The sequence below is a fragment of the Niallia sp. FSL W8-0177 genome (assembly GCF_038006285.1).
Lineage (GTDB): Bacteria > Bacillota > Bacilli > Bacillales > Cytobacillaceae > Niallia > Niallia circulans_A.
The window spans coordinates 1409971-1427891 of sequence record NZ_JBBOUX010000001.1 but is presented as its reverse complement, the minus strand read 5'-3'; the positions used below and the strand labels follow the sequence as shown (position 1 = coordinate 1427891).

The window sequence follows — 17921 nt, the reverse complement described above, 5'->3', positions numbered from 1 at the left end:
TCAATATATAAATTGACTTTCTATGAAAAAAAATGCCCCGATAGTTCAAGAAAAATGAACAAATTTTAGTTCTCTGCCAACAAAATTAGAAGATGGAGGTTGTAGTTTTAATTCTCTCGACCAAACTGAAAGTTGTCCGATATGATGAATTTCGTGTGCAATAATATGGTGAATAATATCATTCACAGCATATTTTTTTTCATCCCAAGGGACACTGACACTCTGTTCCTTCAAGTCATCTGTGTTTTTCAAAAATTCAGCGATTTCATTCCTTAATTTATCTGAAAGAGTTTTAACCTTTTCAAGTGTATGATAGTCATCAAACTGAAATACTACATCCTCTTTCCCTTGAATACCACGAATCCAACTATATTCCACATCAATTATATGGAAAAGTGTAAATAAAATATTTCCTACTCCGCCAATACGATTTTTTAATAACTCTTCAGTTGTTAATTGATTACACCAGTCAAACCATTCATCTCTTACTTGCCAGTTATATACAAAGAATTTTATTAATATTTTGAACACCCCTAATTTAGCTTAATATTATATCTTTCGCTATAAAGTCATTATTTCCTTCTTCCACTAACCTCCCTCTTCAGTAAAAAATGCGATACCTTTTTGTAAAAGTATCGCAACCATTAGTGAAATAACCCATTAATTTTTTTGATTGTGTTAATAGGGAAAGAATAAATCGTATGTGTGTCTTCTGTATTCATAATGGTTCCTGACTTTTCATCAACCAAAATTTCAATTGTTTCTATATCCTGTATAGTCTCTTCTTGAACTCCCCTGCTTCTACAGCAAAATATGAGAAATACTTCCCTTTAATTAAAGGAGAGTCCCTTATAGTTTTTTATTTTTTAAATTATAGCAAAACTAATCGTTCCAATGGAAGGACTTTAAATCTTTGCTTTAAATAACCAGAAAATGATATTAACAGCTCTTTTTTAGAGCATTTTATTTCTTCCAAAGGTTTTAAACGCATTTATCATACTTTCGATAACTCTCTTTTTATAGAAGACTTATCTGAAAGAAAATAAATTCTTCTCTACCTTTAGATATATTAATAGCAAAAGTTAGCTCACAAAAAATGAGTGAAGCAACTTTCATTTTCATGCTGTCCATAAAACAAATCGGATGACGATAGAGATGCTTAGAAGGACAAAAAAATGCAACTGATAGTATCAGCTGCATTTTTTAATTAACGCTCCTCATTTCATCGTAAGTTCATTCGATTTATATGTGTTTACAGAGAATTCCTTCGCTACCGGAGTCCGATTTTCTCTTACTACTTTTACCAACACCAACTACGTGTTAATCAATAGTTATTATTCGGACTTTTTATCTCTTACTTCGATGCCTGAATTTAAATAATTCCTCCTAGTATAAGAGGAGTTTTCCAATCTCCTAAAGTTCTAGCGGCTTACTCCCCCACCATACCGTCGTTATCATTATCGCGCATATATTTGTACAGCCAGTGATCACTTGTTATAGGCATGCTATATCCTGCTGCTTTTGCTTCTTTAATTGTTACTTGACCATCACCGTTTGTATCAATAGTTGAAATATCCTCTTTTTCCTTTGAAGTAGTTGACTCGGAAGACTTACTACCAGTTAGTCCAAGTGATTTATTTACTTCATCAGGGTTCATATTGTCGAATTCATCCTTAATGACATTTCCTTTTATAGTATAGGTATACTGATATCTAGAAGGAATCTGCGTTTCTGTATTAGGATAGGTGATGATGGCTTCAAAGTTCGTAGCTCCACCTGCCTTACGGATTGCGTCTTCCATATAGGCTTGATCACCATGGCGGTTAAGCGTACTATCTTGTGGGGTAATATTATAAGCATTCGACACTCCGCCTAGTGAATCTGCAATGATATGTCCTTCATCTAAATCTGCTCTCTCGACACCAGGAACCTTTGCTTCATCAGAATAGTATCTGCCAGACGATGTTACTGGTTCATTTTTGTCATCTTGTAGAATGATTTTCTCAGCAACGACACGGACTAGCTGCCCATGCTTATTTGTAAATGCCCAATATTCACGATCCCCATATCCAACGTCAACAACAACATTTGGTTCACGATGCCCAGACAAATCACCGCCATCCACTTCAATAAGCTTGTATCCTTTAAACAGTTCATTTTTTGATTGGGTTACCGTTTCCTCTACTACTTGTTTTCCAGTCGATGTTTTTTCTTTTTCACTATTTTTAGTAGTTACTTCTTGTGAATTAGCATTCCCATCCGTATTCGATACATCTTCTACGTTGGAGCAACCAACTATAAAGATGGCAGTTAAAAGTAAGATTAAATAGTTCATTTTCTTTTTCATGTCAAGACTCCTCATGGTGTTTTCTTATAAATCATTCTAGAAATTTTTGACGAAAGCAGAATTAACAATGTTAACCCGTTTATAATAGTATATTACAATTTTAATATTATTACAGTAGATACTCAGTTCAATTACGTAAAAGATTAAGAGAGATATTACATTTTTTTCTAATTAGAAGTTTCACTAGTATTCGCTTTTCGATTCAACAAAAGATGCTATTTAGTATGATTAAAAAAGCACTATTCCAAGTCAGGAATTGCCCCATTTAATATTACTTAACATCCACAGTAGAAAATTTCTTTTTATTTACCTTAACTAAGGTAAACGATAATAAAGCAGAAATAAAGATTAAGATAGCGGCAAATATATAAACGGCTCGTATTCCAACAAAGTCAGCAATGAAACCTATTAGAAAAATGGATAAACCTGAAACAGTTGATAATAGAATACTTTGGGATGCAAACACCTTGGGTAAGTCTATGGTTTGAATATTTATTTGAAATGCAGTTTGTTGAGCCACATCTCTTATTTGGTAGGCGGGACCCATTGCAATACAAAGCAGAAGAGCCAATATAGGACTACTGGTCAGCCCATAAATTAAAGTAAAAATACTAAATACTAACGAACCAATCGCCATACTAAATATCAAATGCTTCTGAATTGTTTTAGCTATGAATATGGTGATTATCCCCCCCAAAATAGCGCCAACATAATAGCTTGCATTAATAAAACCCCACCATTGCTCTCCTTGGTTTAGGGCTTCTTTTACATACACCAATGTTATTGCTCCAACCCAAATGGAACCTGCCATTCCCTCAATAACATCCATTAAAGTAACCATTCTAAGCGTCTGATTATGCCATAAAATCTTCCATCCTTCATTCATCAGCGCCCACTTGGATTTATTTTCGACAGGAACTTCCATATTAGAAACGAAATGTTTTGATGTAATATATAAAGCCAATACAGAAAGCCAGAGCAATACTACATTAAACGCCAAAGTAGAATTATGCCCCCAATTTATTACCGCAAAACCTGTAAAGCTATAACCAGCTATTTGAACAGATTGAGTTGTGATGGATAAAGAACTGTTAGCTCTCACAAGATTTTCCTTTGATACAATTTTAGGTGTAACAGAGTTAAGTAATGGGTTCCCCCATCCTTCCATAAAAGATATAACTAAAATAAATAGCAGCAAAACATAAATATGATTCGTTATCGGCAAAAAACCGAGTAGTAAAAAAGTAAGTAATAATGCCTTCAACCCCTGAAACTTTACCATTAATTTAGCGAAAGCAAACTTTCTATAAATTAATGGGGATGTTAGACCAGCAGTTAAATTAGCCAAAGCTTTGAATAAAGGAAACAACGAAGACATTAATGCAGAGTCCGTTTTTTGATATATGTATGTGGTAATAACCATAATGTAAATGACATCTGCTAAGGCTATGCTTGTCTTAGCAAACCAGAAACTATAAAAACGTATACTATTCATACTATCTCCTCTCTTGATTAATCGAAAACAACCCTATGATTATATCATTGGAAATGCAAGTTTTGCCTTCTTCTTTTTGTTTATTACACACATATCAAAAGACTATATCCATTCCAACGCATAAAAACGCAGCTTTTATATAAGCTGAAAGTTAATTTAACTAAATAGTCAACTTTTTAGTTAAATTATAAAATTACGCTCTTACTTCTTCATGACTTTTTTAAAGTGGAAAAATTCATATTCTGTATCTGGTTTCGTTTCATCCACTTCAAAGTCTGGGCCTGGGTTACCTCTATGCAAAAATTCCACGATATGAAAACCACATTTATTCACATAAAAGTGAATATTGCGTTTTTCAAAATAAGGTGTATATAGCTCCCAAACTTTTGTTTCTGGGTATGCCGCCTCTATTGCTTGCCATGCTTTTGTCCCGATACCTTTTCCATGTGCATTCGCATTCATATATAAAAATACAACTTCATTATGCTGTGTGTCTTCATCAATTTTTAATACTGCCCCACCCAGCTTTTCTCCGTTCATTACGAGATGATAAATCTCTGCATCTGGTTCTGTGAGCATTTTGTCAACATCCTTTTCAGGTGGAACCGGTGCTATTTCGGTTGGATTGTCATGCTCTGGAAAACTATCTTTTAACCCTTTTAAAAAGGCTTCGTGTAATTCCTGCTTAAAATCAACCAGCATATTCTTGTTTACCGGAAGTAGTGTAACAAATTGTTCTATATTACCTGTCATCCTATATCACCCTTTCCGCACATCATTGTGCTTTACCTTATTCATTATCCTCCAAGTAACTATTAGCAAAAGGCATACAAGCACCTAATCTACTGTCCCGTATACTCCATGTTTACTATACATCGATAATAGCTATTGAAGTAATCAACATCAGATCATATTCAAGTAATCCCCCGCCTCGCTTATGCAAAAATCGATTGCACAATCTTGTCTCCATATTATGTAATCGCTACTTTTCCTTAAACTTTAAACACCATATTTGCTCGTTCTTTGGGATATTCTGTGTTTACATAATAATCCTCTGCCTTCCAGTATCTATTCTTAAATTTATTTAGATTCTGCTGTGTTTCCTTGCTTTCTCGAGCAAATCTAGTTTCCTTGGAACAATCTAAATAGAGGATAAAATCGAAGAATTCTCTCCATTCTTTTCGTTGTAAGAAAACTCCTTCCATTATGATTAAGTCGGTATGCAATAAGGAAATCTTTTCTATTTGGTGGGTATCAGAGTCCGGATTATATTTACACAGCTGTAATACTGTTTTATCTTTTAGTTTCTTAAAAAGTGATTCTTGTAAAGCTTGGACATCCCATTGTAAATGATAGTATTCATGCCATTCCTCATAGCTGGTATGATAACGCCGATTTCTTTGTACAATATAATCATCTAAGTGTAAAACTGTTACAGAAAATCCTTTTTCATGGAGACATGCTTGTAGTTTTTTCACTATGGTTGTTTTTCCAGACCGGCTTAGCCCATCTATCCCAACCACAACTCTTTTCCCTTTTGCGGGTGTTGGGATGCTTGCTGCGATAGCATTTATATGATCTTGCAAAATTAGTCCCTCTTTTCCTTTACAGCTGTTTCACTATATTTGTTATCATTCTCTCATTCTTCTTTTTCATTAGATTTTAACAGACCAATCTGATTCCATCCAGTTTTTTGGAAAACATATCACCTATTAGGTATCTCTTTTTTCAATCTAGAAATCAATTATTTTTCTTTTTATCAGCTGACCTCTCCTACTTCAATTAAATAAGCGTTTTAAATTTCCTAATCTAAAGCAATGGAGACCAAAACTTTTTGGTCTCTATTGCTATTTTACTAAAAAGGTATGCTTACTGCTTTTCTTTTGTAAAATTCCATTAAACTTTTTTCGTTAATGGAAATAGTGCACAATCTTTAATTGTCTCACTGTCCGTTAATATCATTAAAAGCCGTTCAATTCCAAATCCCCAACCAGAAATTGGCGGCATTCCATATTCCATTGCCAATAGGTAGTCCTCATCCATTTCCATCGCCTCCAGATCACCGCCGCTTTTCAACACAGCCTGTGCCTCTAATCTTCTTCTTTGTTCAAGAGGATCCACTAATTCTGAATATGCATTGATAATTTCAACCCCATTTACTACTAGTTGAAAGCGATCCGTAATTGCGGGATTATGATCATTTGCTCTTGCCAAGGGTGACAAATCAATAGGATGATTGATTAAAAAAGTTGGCTCTATTAGTTGCGGACGACACATTTTTTTATATAGCAAATCGATAAAGTTCCCTCTCCCTAAGGTCTCGATATTGTCTTGTTCTAAATAGATATTTCTCCGCTTTGTTTCTTCATACAAGTCATCTACATTTGGATATAAATCAATATCAATGCCTGTATCTTGGAGGATTAGCTCTCTAAAGGAGACGACTTTCCAGTCTAAAGAAAAATCAATTGTTTTTCCTTGGACTGGAATAACGGTTGTTTGAAAAGTCTCATTCAGAACATATAGAAGTAGATCACGCATAAGTGCCATTGTATCTTCATAGCTCCAATAAGCCGCATAGCCTTCTACCATTGTAAATTCTTGAAGATGCTGAGGACTGACTCCTTCATTTCGAAAGCACTTAGCAAACTCATATATTTTTGTAAAACCTCCTACTATTAATCTTTTTAAGTAAGTCTCTGGTGCAATTCGTAAATTTAGTTCCGAATCCAATGCATGATGATACGTTCTAAATGGACGAGCTAATGCCCCGGAAGAAGTATGCTGTAACACAGGTGTCTCCACTTCTAGAAAATCTCTTTCTTCTAAAAATCTCCGAATCGCACGCACTAACTTTGTTCGTGTTAACATTCTTTCTTTTGTTTCCTTTGTCATCATTAGGTCTAAATAACGTTGTCGATAACGGGTTTCTACATTGTTTAACCCATGCCATTTTTCTGGCAGAGGATGCAGAGCTTTTCCTAGTAAAACATATTTTTCTATTCGCAGCGTTTTTTCCTTTGTTTTCGTCGAATACATTCTCCCTTCCACACCAATAAAATCTCCTACATCTAAATAGTAAGCGAAATCATTAGCTGACTGCTCTCCGACCTCTTTTTTTTTCAAAAGCAGCTGCAGACTTCCTTGAATATCTGAAATCGTCAGGAAGCTAAATTTACTAAACTGGCGAATCCCCATGATTCTTCCTGCCACCCGCACTGCTTCTGTGCCATCCTCCAGTAAAGCTGCTTCATAAAGTTCATAATTTGTCGCAAATCTTTCTGGATATACGAAAACTCCCTGTGATCTTAATGCCGCTAATTTTTCTATTCTCCGCGTTGTTTGTTCCTGGCTCATTCTATGGCCCTCCAGTCCTTTTATTGGATTATTTACTTATACTTATAAAATAAAAAAACTCTCACCCCCAAGATTATTCATCTTGAGGACGAGAGTTATTATTAACTTCGTGGTACCACCCCAGTTTATTGATATGTTGCCATATCAACCTCTTCGGGTACGGCAATTAAAAAATTGATTATACCCTATCTCTATAACGGGAGATCCCGTCGCAGTATCACAAAGAGGGTTTCTTTGATCCGTGCGAAAGCTCCAAGTCTTTTTTCATTAAGATTCTTATTACCCCTTTTCACCAGCTGGAGCTCTCTTTAAATAATGAATCAAAATTACTCTTCTCTTCTTAGCCAACTATTCCGTATTTATTTTAGAAAATATTACCTTAAATTAAATTTATAGTCAATAGTTAGAGCTAGTATACTAGTTTTTTTATTTTCATTATTACTGGCTCTAAAACAGTTATACTATTTGGCTGAGATAACTCACTTATAAATTTCGTGAATTCTTCCCCACTTTTTAGTAATTCTTTTAGAAACATTTGCTCTGCAACTGCGAATTTCCCCTGCTTGTTTCTGATACTGAACAATATTTGATTTTCTGGCTTTGTGTTGATTCTTTCCATTTTCCAAGTCTGATCGTTCATAAAATAACTCGTTTCTCCGCTGCCATTTTCCAAGTATTCTAACGTCATTCGCAGGAGACCAATCCATATTAATTCTACATCATCATTGTTTTCCTCTGATGTTATATTATGATCATAATACGTTATTTGGATGAAGCCGTCTATATAGCCATTATTTCGCACTTGATAGTTATTTGCTATGCTTATTGCTTTCTCTTCTGAGATAGCTATTTTTTCTCTTTTTGAATTAAATATATATGTATGTATATTTATAGCTCTCTCCTCCCAAATGTTAAAAGAGAATATCCACCACTTGAATATTCTCTTTTATTTCCCTATTTAAAAAGTAGGCAAATTATCTAAGTTATTTTCTTTAATCCCATCTGGTTCACTACGGATAATATCCCTGCCATATTTATGAAAAACATCCACATGCGCTAATTTTCCTGCTTTAGCTTCATCAAGGGCAGTAATATAATCTAATTCTCTACCACTGTTTGTTTTAAAAGCAATAATATCATCATCCTCATTTTTACGAACAGCCACAATTTGTTCTATATTGGGATCGATTTCTTCGGCCGCTTCTATTTGAGCTTCGCTACTTGCTTGCTGCAAATAATCATCGTAAATTTTTTGATAGTCTTTTTCATCCATTACAGCCACCTCCAAAACATTAGTATGCTCTGGAGTTTTCGAATTATGTATCATCTATCTTTCACTATCGTTAAGCAAGTATTTTTCTTTAAAGCTCGGGCTTAACTGACTCCACACATCAAATTTATTTCCATCAAGATCGTAAAAGACAAAATTGTTGCCTGGATGTCCTCTATCCTCAATATCGTCAACCGTAACACCTTTTTCTTTTAAGGAGTAATGAAGTTTCTTTAATTGGTCTATCCCATCGACTTCAAATGTCAGAAAAAAATGCTCATTTCCTGCATCATCTTGAAAGGCTGCTTTTTCTCCTTTTTTTGCTTTAACAAGAAAGAAACTTTGATTCGCAAAATCTAAAATAGCTTTATCTTCATTTCTGAAATTTTCTCTTGCTCCTAATTTTTCTTGATACCAGTTTGAGGCTAATTCTGGATTTTCAACTGGCAGATAAATTGTTCCCACTCTGTGGATGATTGTATTCATTATTTTTCTCCTTTTCGATAGAATAGCTTGCTTTTATATTCGGCGAAAAGGAAAACATATCCTCTTCTTTGTATGTGGTTTGGCTGATATTTGGTTGCTTTGGCTGATTTTCCCGCTACTTTGGCTGATATTTTTTAGTTTGGCTGATTTCCCCGCTGCTTTGGCTGATTTCCTGACTAAGTTTCTATTTTCCCAAAGAAAATTCATGAAATGATATGAAAATTTTCTCTTTTTATGAATGATAATCCTTAAATAGTTGGCCTATCACCTGAATTTAATAATTGTTAGTTCTACTCCACTCAAAAATCAAAGTTTGCATCCGAGATAGTAATTATATAATTACCTATAGGATAATGATCACTTCCTGAACCAAATAACTGTTCATGCTAACCTTAAAACGAGATCTATAGCATTTAATCATCCCAATTTATACACTTGCTTTTCTCTTTTTTCTAATAAATGAAAGGAGAAGAAGACTAAGTGGAATTAGAACATACAGCCCAATCTCTAATACAGGTATTGTGCTTTCGATGAATTTATTTAAATCTGCTAGGTTCGTACTAACCCATAAGGCTATGATTATGATTAAAATACCATATGGAAAGACAAAAGTTTTTTCTTTTTCAACACCTAACCATTGAGCTGTTCCTAAACACAAAGTAAAGTAAAATAACGAAATTTTAATAAATACACCTAATACCCAAATAACTACAAGAACTGATTCAAAACGTTCAAAAAACGGAGGGATATAAATATAGCGAAACGCTGTAAATACAGGAAATTGGTAACTATCCACATTCTCGCCAAACAAAAAAAGACAAATAATATTTAAAGAAAACATAACTATCAAGCTATATAAAATTACTTTATACCCCACTACTTTTTTTGTCGCTTTATCCTTGACATATGGCAATAATATCCCCATATAAAAAATTTGATTAAACCAAAGTGCAGGCTGCAACGCACCATGAAGCATCGATTTCCATTTACCCTCAAAAAGCGGCAGCATATTTTTCACATCAAATTCATGAAATAACAATAATAATACTAATAAAGAGAAGATATAAATTGGCAAAAATACTTGTGATGCCCGTGCAAATACTTCCAATCCACTTTTAACCGAATAGGCACAAAGAATAACCATTACTCCTATAATTACCACTAAAGGGGTAGAATATAAAAGAGAAGTTAAGATAAAGTCTGCATATTCTCTTACAATAATGCTTGTGACCAATAGAATGTATAGCAAATAAGCTAAACCTGTACACTTCGATAAAAAAGTCCCCACAATATGCTTACTATACTGGAAAATGGTTTCATTGGGATATAATTTATGAAGTTGTAAAATAATAAATGCCGTAATTAATCCACTTATACTTGAGAATATAGGAGAAACCCACATATCATGCCCAGCATGCTTTGATGTAACTGCCGGAATCGAAAGAATAGCTGTTGAAATAATAGTCATCATTAATAAAGACATCATTTGTTTAGCTGAAATTCTTATTTTGTTATTCATCTTCTTAATCTCCTTTATAGAAGAAATATAAAAACAGCTTAAATCATTCAAATCTAGCTCTTTGTTAATGGAAACAGCTTTTCTTTTCAAATAGGGAGATAGCATATTACGGTTAAATGCTATGAAGCAATCACACACCATTATTTAGTTTCCCTTGCAAAAGTCCTAAGCATAATACAAAAAAATATTGAGGAGTTAAAAACGGTCAAGAAACAACACTGCAACATTCATAACCCAATTTTTTTCTGGCACATATCATCATTATTCTAAATACTTACATATTGGTCTGAAAATGGTATGAACCCATTCAATCGGACCAGGAAACTGAGGAAAAAAAAGTAAAACAATAGATAATGCTCCACCTATAATCGTTAGAAATAAAAAAACGACTTTCCCCCTTTTTTCTGCTATTTTTACCCTCGGCCACTCATAAATAACTATAAGAGCAATCAAACACGTAATCCCTAATAAAGAAAGCCACTTCATTTGACTCACTCCCTCTATTTTAAACTTGATGATGATGTGGTTAATCCAGATCGCAATACAGTTGCCTTTACTTTCGTTTTTGTCTTGATATTTGAAAAATAATATTCCCAATCGATTTCCGCTTGTTTCCAATCCTTTGGATATTTACGATGGAATGCTTCGCCAAAACCTATAACATCTACCTTGAGGTCTTGTTGAACAGCTTGAAGTGCTACTTCTATTTTTTTCCTCGTTGCCTTTTCTAACTCCTCTTCTAATGTTGCCACTATTTTAGGGTCAAACACATTTAAATTTGTCCCATTTTGAGTAACTTCACATTTGATCTGCACATTTATATCCATCCTCCAGTTTCCGTTAATGATTTTCGGTTTCAAGCTAGTCTTTCCTGAAGTCACTCTGACAGATATATATTCTCGCTCTTTTAAAGGAACTGTAATACTATTTATCTTGACTTCATTACGGAGCCAGAGAACTCCCCTCATTGCATCATTATTAATAACTCCGACCATCTTATCTCTATTAAAAATAGAAGCTTCGGTAATAACAATAGATGCCTCTCCCTTTTCACTTTTTTCTATGTACATATAAGGCAAAATAATTGATTTTGTATCACTTGTCAGCATTTCCTCTACATCTTTAATTGTTTGTTTCACAACTATTTGCTTTTCTACTAACCTTCTCATTCCTTCTCCAACATATAACTCTAAATCTGGAGTTACTTCTAACATATCCTTAGCAAGCCCTTTTGCTATATAAAGATACGCTCTTTCTCTAGGATTGGGATGGCGAATAAGATATTCTAGCTCCTTTCTAATTCCATTTTCTTTAGCGAAATTCTCACTAAAAATATACATTTTGCAATGTCCCCAAAATATATTTCTAGATAATTGCATCTCTAAATTAGATGTAGCATCTGAAATAGTTTTCCCTTTCCCGTTTTTCACCATCACAATCTCTTTATTACCACCTTGTCCACCAGATTCGGAACTCCCTCCTATTGATTGGGGAATTAAAACCTGAATACTTACTTCTATTTGTCCGTCATCTGTCTTATCGATTGCTGTTCCTAAGACAATAGCCATATCAAACACTTCTCTTCTATCCCAGCATCCAGTTAAAAATATTGAACTAAAAAGAATAAGCATGATCATTTTATATTTAATTGCTTCAGATAGAAATTGCTTATCCATATAAGTAAGTCCTTTCATAATAGAGTTTTTAATAATAAAGCAATAATTCGATCCTTTAGCTTCTATTTACTAAATACTCAAAAACAAGATCCAGGAAGCAGATTACATCTTGTTAATTGGTTTTGGCATTAATTTCTTTTTGTTTTTGGTTTCTGGCTTGCCCTCTGTCGATACTTATTAACATTTCCCGTTAAACTTGGTCGTGTATCCATTTTCCACCATGGAGCTCTAGCAATCGCATCCTTTAATTCTTGACTGGCGCTAGTGGTGCAAGATACGGAAGACCAAATGAGCGTAAACTACATAAATGAATGATAATAGCAATCACACATAGCATGATTCCGAGCAAGCCTAACATACTTGCAAACAACATAATCGGAAATCGTAATAGTCTTAATGCTGAGCCAGTAGCTGTATAAGGGGACATAAAAGATGCAATTCCAGTTAAAGCAACTACAATAACCATTGGTGCAGATACTAATCCAGCCTGAACTGCCGCTTGCCCAATAACTAGTGCTCCGACAATACTTACCGCCGAGCCGATTTGCTTTGGCAGTCGAACTCCTGCCTCTCTTAGCGCTTCAAAGGATATTTCCATAATAAGTGCTTCAACAACCGCTGGAAACGGAACAGCTTCTCTTGCTGCTGCAATACTAATTAATAAATTTGTCGGAATCATTTCTTGATGAAACGTAACTATTGAAACATAAAGTGACGGTAATAAAAGCGAAATAACCATAAACACAAAACGTAGAATTCGTACTGCTGTACTTATTATGAAACGCTCATAGTAATCTTCAGATGAATGCAATAAGCTTATGAGGCTGATTGGAACAATCAAAACAAAAGGCGTTCCATCTACCAAAATAGCCACTCTTCCTTCTAATAAATGCGCTGCAACTACGTCCGGTCGCTCTGTATTGAGAATTTGTGGGAATGGAGAATACGAGTTATCTTCTATTAGCTCCTCTATATATCCACTCTCTAAAATACTATCTACTTGAATACTATTTAGTCTTCTTTTTATCTCCTCTAAGAGATCTACCTCTACTAGACCGTCGATATAGGTGATTGCCACACTTGTATTCGTATATCTACCAAGATTGATTAATTCTGCTTTTAACATAGAACTTTTAATCTTTCTTCTAATGAGTGATAGATTAATCTGCATAGTCTCTATAAATCCTTCTCTTGGTCCCCTAACAACACTTTCACTGGATGGCTCTTCAATTGATCGTTTCTGCCAATTAGCTAAACCAAAAGTATATGCTTTATTGATAGAATCCACCATTAATACAGGTTTTCCATTTAATATTTCCTTAACCACTTCCTCTACTGTAGTGACTTCCTTTACATCTGTCGAAAATACGCTTTCTTCTATGTTCTCTTTTAAGCTTGTTGTATGTTTATTTTCCCTTTGCTGCAATGGTTTTAATACATGATCTTCTAATACCTCTTTATTATTCAACCCATCTATATAAATAACAATCGCATTTATTTCATTGAAAATTTTAAATGAATGGAATACTACATCAAAGCATGAATGAAAAATCGATTGTAGTATATTTTGATTTTCATGAAGAATTGTTGAAAGAGTCGTCTCCTTTTTCTCTTCTGTTACTTCTTGTACTTTACTTCGAGTGATTTTCCTTAACAAATGATCATCCTCTTCCTATTGAAGATAAGTGAAATATTTTATATTCTTTATCCTTTACGCTCATTTATTCATAAACACGAAATATTAGGAGAACGCTTCCTGAACTTTAGCTTTTAAGAGGATGGAGACCTAGACTTGTTCCCTATTATTAGTATTAAAATTAAGTACTCAGCTAGACGAGGTAAAGCCCATGTTTAATCTTGCTGATTGATTAAGAAACAGTGATGAAACTGAGTTAATCAGAATCCTTACAATGAAAAGAGTTAGATTTTTATGATTCCATTTCAAAAAATGGGAACTTTTTGGGTCAAGGTGGATGGATGCCTAATATCGGGGGAGAGAAAAAATGAGTTTATTAAGATGATTTTTAATGCATAATTTGCCAAGAGAACAAAGCTAAAATACTAATACTTAGATTTTAGCTTCCCCTCATTGTAAGAGGACTTTATGCTACTTCTTTTTATCATTATTCCACTAGTCTTTCCCATAGCAACGTAAAAAAAGCTCCCTTTTATTTAAAGGAAACCACCTAAACGTTAAATCCATTTAGTTATTTTATCGTGGACAAGATTACTAGCTAATACTGTTTTTATTGCTGAAGATAACTCAATTGGAAAATTAACCTTTTCATTACTATTTATAAATCTAAACCCTTTTATTTTATCCATTTCATTTATCGAAGGTATTCTACCAACAGACGCTGCAAAATAGAAATAGTCCTTCCACTTAGTATGTCCGAAATAAAAATCTCTGTAAGTTGATGAATATAAAGATCGAGTTCTTCTTGTATTTCTCGTTTTGCACATTCCTTTCCTAATTCCTGTCTGCCCCCTGGGAAATTCCAAATGTTTGCTCAAACCTTGAACTACTAACATATGATGACCATCATCTTTATAAGGACAAGAAAAAATCCCAGCATTTTTTGGAATAGCAATATTAGTGATGGTTTCAACTCTTCTTCAATTAATCTGTTTCTTCTTTCTTCAGCATTTATGTCCTTTTGAATCATACAAACAGTCCATATTTTATAATTTACAATATCCACCATCGTTTCTTCCCTTGCTTTAATTTTACTAAACCGTCTCTTTTCTTCCATAAAACATCCAAACGAAAAAGACATTAATCTTTTTTAGATCAATGTCCTTTATGTTTAGGATAACCTTCGAAATTTCTTATGGAAAATCCTTGCTTTCGTGCATATTCATTAATAGCTTGAAGTAATTTATTTTTAGCGATAGAAAAAGACCCGTGAATTTCTCTCTTATCATCTATAACATACTCTACATAAACGACGAAATTTAAAAGATCCATTTTCCGAATGACAAATTCATTGCATTCATATTCTCCACATCTTATATTGCCATTATAAATAAAATCAATAATGCCGTCATAAAACTCTTGATCTGAAATTTCCGCTTCTAAAAATGATTGCAGTATCCCTTCCATCGTACATCATCCCCTTGTAAATTCTCGCCTTTTATATTCTTTGTTCTCTCGTTGTACTCCTTCTTCAACATAAGTCATTTAAGTACATATTGGACAACTTTTGTTTTCCAAATACCATATCCTATCCATGCACCTAACATATTTAAGATAAAATCATCAATATCGAAACTCCCTAATCTTGTAACTACTTGTACTACTTCAATAACTATTAGTAAGGAACACATCGAAATAATAAATTTGCTAAATTTGTTTAAATGCTTGAATAAATAAGGTAAGTATATACCCATTGGCATGAACATCATAAAATTACCAAAAAGATTTTCGATAGGTATATACATATTCATACTTCCGTTAAACATTGCTAGAATATAGGTAGTGATCGTTTTAAATGGGACAAAATTGGATGAGTATTTTATATATTCTATCCATGATATATCTGACCAGAAGATCGCTCTTGTGCCTAAGAATAATAAATAAACTAGTGCTAATAAATAAAACACGAAACTTATCTTTAAAACTACTTTTCCTATTTTCTTCATTTTCCCCTCCATTACTTTGCTATGTTTTGTAAGCTGGTACATCCCTTTATTTACTCTCTTTCAATGATTAGACGATTCTCAACCAAGGGAAGTTTTACCTCTACTAATATTTTTTTGTTTATTCCAGCATAAAAAAAGGCTTCCCTTTTATTTAAGGAAAGACCTGTTAAATCCCGCAAGCATACCCTATTAATAGTTCTCTCTCTCTCTAACTTCAAGGTTAAATCTATCTATTCCAATTCTTCTTGCTTCATATAAAATTCCATTGCTTGATTAATCCATTGTTGTTCTTCTTCTGTAAAAGGAGATGGTGTCATATTTTCAATTTCTTGAATATCAAGCTCTTCCATATTAGTATCAGCCAGCTTTTGCATCAAATCCTCCCCAAGAAATGCCAAGGATGCTTCTATATAGGTCTTTATCATTTCTTGGACTTCTGGATCCTCTACTGGTTTACCATATAATCGTTTTACTTTTTTAGACATCTGAATATATGTTTTATCTAAAGTGATTTTATCTTCTTCCGATTTCTTTGATAGCTCTTCAACAACATCTGTTAACATATGACGCTCCATCCACTCTTCTTGGATATATTCGGTACGCATGCTATGAATGAGGCTAAATAAAACAGCACTATCTACTTCTCCTTCTTCCTTGACTAGCTTAATTACTCTTTTAATAGATTTTATGGATTGTTCAATTTGTTCTTGTTCTTTTTCTAACACTTGCAATTGGAGAGACAAACTTTCATTCAAATCAGTAGTAAAACTTGATTCATATAACAAATTAGCAATATTATCTAGACTATATCCTAGAAATTTTAGGCTAAGAATTTTCTGTAAGGTTACAATATCCTGATAATTGTAAATTCGGTGACCGGATGATGGATTCTTTTCGGGTCGTAATATACCAATCTCATCATAATAATGTAATGTAGGAATTGATACTCCTGTCTTTTCTGAGAATTCCCCAATCGAAAACTTGTTATTTTTGTCCATTAAAATTCCCCCTATTCAAAGTTTAATCTCATTATAACTCCTCAAGTAACTGGAGGTTCAAGGGAGAATTGGAAAAATTCTACCTAATGGTTGGCTATTGGGGAATAAGTTAAAAATTCCCCAGCTTATAGACTGTGGATATACTTCTTCTAACAACAAATAAACCCCACTTTCTGAATGGCTCTCATCCATCCAAAAGTGGGGGGTATCATTTATTCTTATCCAGCTTACTCGCCTAAATCCACATTGTGGTATACTTGCTGCACGTCATCTAAATCTTCGATTGCATCAATCATTTTCTCGAATTGCGCCTGTGCCTCTGGATCTAATGTTACATCGTTTTGAGCAAGCATTGTTAACTCGGCTACAGTGAATTCTGTTACACCAGCTTGTTTAAATGCTTCTTGGACAGCGTGGAATTGATCTGGCTCTGCGTATACAATAACAGAATCTTCTTCTTCCATGATATCACGGACATCTACATCTGCTTCCATTAGTAGCTCTAATGCTTCTTCTTCTGTTTTTCCTTCTACACCGATAACAGCTGTTGCATCAAACATATAAGAAACAGATCCACTTACTCCCATGTTTCCGCCATTTTTGCCAAATGCGGCACGAACATCTGAAGCAGTTCTGTTTACGTTATTTGTTAAAGCATCAACGATTACCATCGAACCGTTAGGGCCAAAGCCTTCATAGCGAAGCTCGTCATATGTTTCTTCGGAACCGCCTTTTGCTTTTTCAATCGCACGATCAATGATGTGTTTTGGTACACTATATGTTTTTGCACGCTCTAGTACAACTTTTAATGCTTGATTAGATTCTGGATCTGGTTCCCCTTGTTTAGCCGCTACATAAATTTCACGTCCGAATTTTGCATAAATCCGACTAGTATTTGCATCTTTTGAAGCTTTTTTGTCTTTAATATTGTTCCATTTACGACCCATTATGAACACTCTCTTTCTGCTTATACATTCAACTTATTTATTATAGATAAAAACACGGTACTTCTTCAACTTTTAGTTACTGTATTTAAGCGCTTATCTATCTGTCATTACTTAAAGCCACTAATATTATACATGAAATGACCATTTTATTCAGCTTTTTGAAAAAAACTTTGTGGCAAACCTT

The 17921-nt window shown here is 33.9% G+C and carries 20 protein-coding genes and 1 other annotated feature; all 20 genes read right to left on the bottom strand.

Annotation, left to right across the window (positions count from 1 at the left end; translation table 11 throughout):
- Positions 1-45: 45 nt before the first annotated feature.
- Complete coding sequence (locus NST77_RS06790; protein ID WP_095328337.1) at positions 46-516, bottom strand: DinB family protein; 471 nt, start codon at positions 514-516, stop codon at positions 46-48.
- Positions 517-1429: 913 nt separating this feature from the next.
- The gene (locus NST77_RS06785; RefSeq protein WP_095328331.1) at positions 1430-2347 is read right to left on the bottom strand and encodes a DNA/RNA non-specific endonuclease; all 918 of its coding nucleotides are present in this window, start codon (positions 2345-2347) and stop codon (positions 1430-1432) included.
- 271 nt (positions 2348-2618) lie between these two features.
- Positions 2619-3842 carry an MFS transporter gene (locus NST77_RS06780; RefSeq protein WP_095328330.1) on the bottom strand — a complete coding sequence of 408 codons (1224 nt, stop codon included), beginning with the start codon at positions 3840-3842 and terminating at the stop codon, positions 2619-2621.
- A gap of 201 nt (positions 3843-4043) precedes the next feature.
- Positions 4044-4595 (bottom strand): GNAT family N-acetyltransferase, encoded by a 552-nt coding sequence (locus NST77_RS06775; protein ID WP_095328329.1) that lies wholly within the window; start codon positions 4593-4595, stop codon positions 4044-4046.
- Positions 4596-4834: 239 nt separating this feature from the next.
- Positions 4835-5428, bottom strand: coding sequence for a kinase (locus NST77_RS06770; protein WP_095328328.1), 594 nt, complete (start codon positions 5426-5428; stop codon positions 4835-4837).
- 310 nt (positions 5429-5738) lie between these two features.
- Positions 5739-7199 (bottom strand): lysine--tRNA ligase, encoded by a 1461-nt coding sequence (gene lysS / locus NST77_RS06765; RefSeq protein WP_095328327.1) that lies wholly within the window; start codon positions 7197-7199, stop codon positions 5739-5741.
- Positions 7200-7280: 81 nt separating this feature from the next.
- Positions 7281-7550 (bottom strand) — a binding site (T-box leader).
- Positions 7551-7608: 58 nt separating this feature from the next.
- A complete protein-coding gene (locus NST77_RS06760) occupies positions 7609-8001 on the bottom strand; it encodes a hypothetical protein (RefSeq protein WP_095328326.1) in 393 nt (130 codons plus the stop codon).
- A 156-nt stretch (positions 8002-8157) separates the two neighbouring features.
- Positions 8158-8472, bottom strand: coding sequence for a DUF3892 domain-containing protein (locus NST77_RS06755; RefSeq protein ID WP_095257469.1), 315 nt, complete (start codon positions 8470-8472; stop codon positions 8158-8160).
- Positions 8473-8526: 54 nt separating this feature from the next.
- Positions 8527-8955: a VOC family protein gene (locus NST77_RS06750; RefSeq protein WP_095328325.1), complete on the bottom strand. Its 429-nt coding sequence runs from the start codon at positions 8953-8955 to the stop codon at positions 8527-8529.
- A 33-nt stretch (positions 8956-8988) separates the two neighbouring features.
- Positions 8989-9162, bottom strand: a complete 174-nt coding sequence (locus NST77_RS06745) for a hypothetical protein (RefSeq protein WP_341122825.1) — start codon at positions 9160-9162, stop codon at positions 8989-8991.
- 220 nt (positions 9163-9382) lie between these two features.
- A complete protein-coding gene (locus NST77_RS06740) occupies positions 9383-10474 on the bottom strand; it encodes a GerAB/ArcD/ProY family transporter (protein ID WP_341122824.1) in 1092 nt (363 codons plus the stop codon).
- A gap of 261 nt (positions 10475-10735) precedes the next feature.
- The gene (locus NST77_RS06735; protein ID WP_341122823.1) at positions 10736-10960 is read right to left on the bottom strand and encodes a hypothetical protein; all 225 of its coding nucleotides are present in this window, start codon (positions 10958-10960) and stop codon (positions 10736-10738) included.
- A gap of 14 nt (positions 10961-10974) precedes the next feature.
- A complete protein-coding gene (locus NST77_RS06730; protein ID WP_341122822.1) occupies positions 10975-12168 on the bottom strand; it encodes a Ger(x)C family spore germination protein in 1194 nt (397 codons plus the stop codon).
- A gap of 226 nt (positions 12169-12394) precedes the next feature.
- Positions 12395-13807 (bottom strand): spore germination protein, encoded by a 1413-nt coding sequence (locus NST77_RS06725; RefSeq protein WP_341122821.1) that lies wholly within the window; start codon positions 13805-13807, stop codon positions 12395-12397.
- Between the two features lie 536 nt (positions 13808-14343).
- The gene (locus tag NST77_RS06720; RefSeq protein WP_235973371.1) at positions 14344-14682 is read right to left on the bottom strand and encodes a hypothetical protein; all 339 of its coding nucleotides are present in this window, start codon (positions 14680-14682) and stop codon (positions 14344-14346) included.
- On the bottom strand, positions 14676-14903 hold the full coding sequence (locus tag NST77_RS06715; protein ID WP_123257550.1) for a hypothetical protein: 228 nt from the start codon (positions 14901-14903) through the stop codon (positions 14676-14678). The genes NST77_RS06720 and NST77_RS06715 overlap by 7 nt, the downstream gene beginning before the upstream one ends.
- 38 nt (positions 14904-14941) lie before the next feature.
- Positions 14942-15253 (bottom strand): hypothetical protein, encoded by a 312-nt coding sequence (locus tag NST77_RS06710; protein ID WP_123259533.1) that lies wholly within the window; start codon positions 15251-15253, stop codon positions 14942-14944.
- Positions 15254-15327: 74 nt separating this feature from the next.
- Complete coding sequence (locus tag NST77_RS06705; RefSeq protein ID WP_123257548.1) at positions 15328-15792, bottom strand: VanZ family protein; 465 nt, start codon at positions 15790-15792, stop codon at positions 15328-15330.
- A gap of 230 nt (positions 15793-16022) precedes the next feature.
- Positions 16023-16790, bottom strand: coding sequence for a MerR family transcriptional regulator (locus NST77_RS06700; protein WP_123257547.1), 768 nt, complete (start codon positions 16788-16790; stop codon positions 16023-16025).
- Positions 16791-17017: 227 nt separating this feature from the next.
- On the bottom strand, positions 17018-17737 hold the full coding sequence (locus NST77_RS06695; protein WP_047940162.1) for a YebC/PmpR family DNA-binding transcriptional regulator: 720 nt from the start codon (positions 17735-17737) through the stop codon (positions 17018-17020).
- Positions 17738-17921 lie beyond the last annotated feature (184 nt).